Annotated in this window: 3 protein-coding genes; all 3 read left to right on the plus strand. The window is 29.8% G+C overall.

The features are described 5' to 3' along the window. Positions 1-136: 136 nt before the first annotated feature. Positions 137-1,162: a tyrosine-type recombinase/integrase gene (locus V6U76_RS05120; protein WP_333024053.1), complete on the plus strand. Its 1,026-nt coding sequence runs from the start codon at positions 137-139 to the stop codon at positions 1,160-1,162. A gap of 69 nt (positions 1,163-1,231) precedes the next feature. Further along, complete coding sequence (locus V6U76_RS05125) at positions 1,232-1,957, plus strand: lysophospholipid acyltransferase family protein (protein ID WP_408647435.1); 726 nt, start codon at positions 1,232-1,234, stop codon at positions 1,955-1,957. Between the two features lie 33 nt (positions 1,958-1,990). Beyond that, positions 1,991-2,260, plus strand: coding sequence for a 30S ribosomal protein S20 (gene rpsT / locus V6U76_RS05130; RefSeq protein WP_333024056.1), 270 nt, complete (start codon positions 1,991-1,993; stop codon positions 2,258-2,260). The last annotated feature ends 69 nt before the right edge of the window (positions 2,261-2,329 follow it).

The following is a 2,329-nucleotide window of genomic DNA, read 5'->3' on the forward strand; positions in this document are numbered from 1 at the left end:
TTAAAAAATATTAAAGAAAAATGCTTGTGATCGTTATGCAAGTTATGATTAATTTAATGTTTTTCATAAATAATCAATACATGCCATACATGATGTAACAATTAGGTAAATAATAAAATTAATAGGAAAAAGAATTATGGAATTAGAAGATAGAATTTATAAAGATCAAGGAGAAAATAAAGAAAAAGAAGGTAAATTTTATATCAAGTACTTTCTTGAAGGGTTGCTTTCTGAAAAATATGTTGTTAAAAATACTTTAGAAAGCTATGAGCTAGATTTAAATCAACTTAATAAGTTCTTAATAAAAAAGAACTCTAGCTTGATAACTGCAACTAAAAGTGACATAGATGATTACATGCAAAATTTTTTATACAAGCAAAATTATAAGGCTGCGTCTATATCGAGAAAAGTCTCTACTATGAGACATTTTTATAAATTTTTATTTGGTGATCATATCATTAATACAAATCCTGCAAAAGAACAAAGGAACCCAAAGATTGTGCTTTCATTGCCAAGGTATTTAGCTGTAGATGAAATGAATCTTTTGTTAACTACTGTAAGGAGACTTGCAAGTATGTCGTTAACTAATGGTAAGAAGAATGAAATCATAGGTAATAAAAGACTATGTGCAATGCTTGAAATGCTCTACTCCTCTGGGATGCGTGTTTCTGAGCTTACTCACATAAAGCTAAAGGATGTATTAGGTCTTATTAATACTGATAATACTGATAATAAAGAGTATTTTATTACTATAGGTGGAAAAGGAGGTAGAGAAAGACAGGTATTTTTAAATGAACAAGCAGTTAAAAGTTTGCATGATTATTTATCTGTTCGTTCACATTTTCTTACTGAAGGCACGCAATCTGAATGGTTATTTCCTGGAAATAAGAAAGATCATCCTATTACTAGACAGCGTATTGCCCAACTACTTAAGAGTATAGCTGGAAAGCTTGGTATTAAAGTTTCTCCACATGGAATTAGGAATACTATTGCTACTCATCTCTTAAGTGAAGGTGAAGATATTTTTCGTATAATGAAAATGCTTGGTCATTCTAACGTTGTTACAACACAGAGGTATACTCATGTTGCTAATGAAGAGTTAAAAAGTCAATTATTGAATTTACATCCTATAACAGAAATAGTTTCAGATAAGAATGTATAAAAAGTAAATTGACATAGAGTGTTATTTATTACAACTATTATTACTTTAAGATCAAGAGTAGTAATGGTTGTGATATTAAATCTATTGTTTAATCTATTTTTAGTATTATGGAGCATTACTTATAGTTTTATTACTATCCCTATCATTTTTTTACCATATTATTTTATTTCCACTACTCTTAATATTTCAGTAAGAGTTGCACTATTTATGTTATATTTTTTGTGTGGGATTAAGTATGAAGTGATAGGAATTGAGAATATACCAAAGGAAAAATCTTTTATAATAGCGTCTAAGCATCAATCCACTCTTGAAACATTTATTTTTCTACTTTTATTTAAGGGGTCAGTTTTTATTTTAAAAAAGGAGCTAAAGTGGATTCCGTTTCTTGGATTGCATTTAATGGCACTCAAGATGATTTTTATTGATCGTAAATCAGGGGTAGGTTCCATACGCACAATTCTTAAGTTAGCAAAAATGCGTATACAGGAAAATAAGAACGTAATTATTTTTCCAGAAGGTACAAGAGTTAAAGTAGGGAAAAATGCAAAGTATAAAGCAGGTATTGCTACTTTATATCACAATTTATCTGTACCTGTATTGCCAGTAGCTTTAAATACGGGTTTATTTTGGCCAGGTGGTATATTTTCTCTGAAGAAAAGAAGAGGTAGTGCAACAATTGAAATACTGCCACAAATAAATCCAGGACTTAGTAAAGGTGATTTTTTGGAGAAATTAAGGAATGTGATTGAAGAAAGAAGCCATCAATTAGAGAAAGATGTTGCGGGATGTAAGTAGAAAGTATATAATAAAATCTTTATAGTTTAGAAAATGGCAAACCATAAAAGTGCACGCAAAGTGATAAAGGTAATAGCAAAACGTACTTTAATCAATAAAATGCGTAAAAGTATGGCACGTACTGCTGTTAAGAAGTTACTTGAAGTAATAAAGTTTGGCGATAAGGAGAATGCTATGATGGCATTTAGAAAAGCTGAGTCCTGCTTACATAAGTGTGTTAGTAAAGGTGTTATGCATAAAAATGCAGCAGCAAGGAAAATAAGTCGTTTAAATACACGAGTAAAATTATTAATGACAGCATAATTTTATCTAAGTTTTAAGAGCATCCATGTTAAATATATGAATCGCAAGGCATTACTTAAGCTAGATGAG

Source organism: Wolbachia endosymbiont of Pentidionis agamae, from assembly GCF_036711655.1.
Taxonomy (GTDB): Bacteria; Pseudomonadota; Alphaproteobacteria; order Rickettsiales; family Anaplasmataceae; genus JAZHPY01.